This is a genomic window from Paraburkholderia sp. SIMBA_054, assembly GCF_046534875.1.
Classification (GTDB): domain Bacteria; phylum Pseudomonadota; class Gammaproteobacteria; order Burkholderiales; family Burkholderiaceae; genus Paraburkholderia; species Paraburkholderia hospita.
This window is the reverse complement of the sequence record NZ_JAWRXV010001584.1, coordinates 1-241: the sequence shown is the minus strand read 5'-3', so window position 1 is coordinate 241 and position 241 is coordinate 1. Positions and strand designations below refer to the sequence as shown.

At 39.8% G+C, this 241-nt stretch carries 1 protein-coding gene; it reads right to left on the bottom strand.

Translation table 11 applies throughout. From position 1 onward, the window contains the following. Nucleotides 1–25: 25 nt before the first annotated feature. On the bottom strand, nucleotides 26–241 hold a 216-nt coding region (locus tag SB822_RS60395), incomplete at its 5' end, for a CrcB family protein (RefSeq protein WP_410859557.1).

Here is a 241-nt window from a genome sequence, read left to right as displayed (position 1 = left end):
GCAATCAATAATCCAGTCATGATGTTCATTCCCCTTTCCTCTGTAATCGTTTAAAAGAACGATGCCCAATATCGTAGCCTAACCACGACATCATAAGTCCTCCAAATAAGCTAAGTAATACATAAAGAAAGGCGAACCCAGCTAAATGATGTTGAATTAAAGTCACCGTTTCTACACTAAACGTTGAAAACGTCGTAAATGAACCCACTAATCCAGTACCGAGACCAGCTAACACATGTGG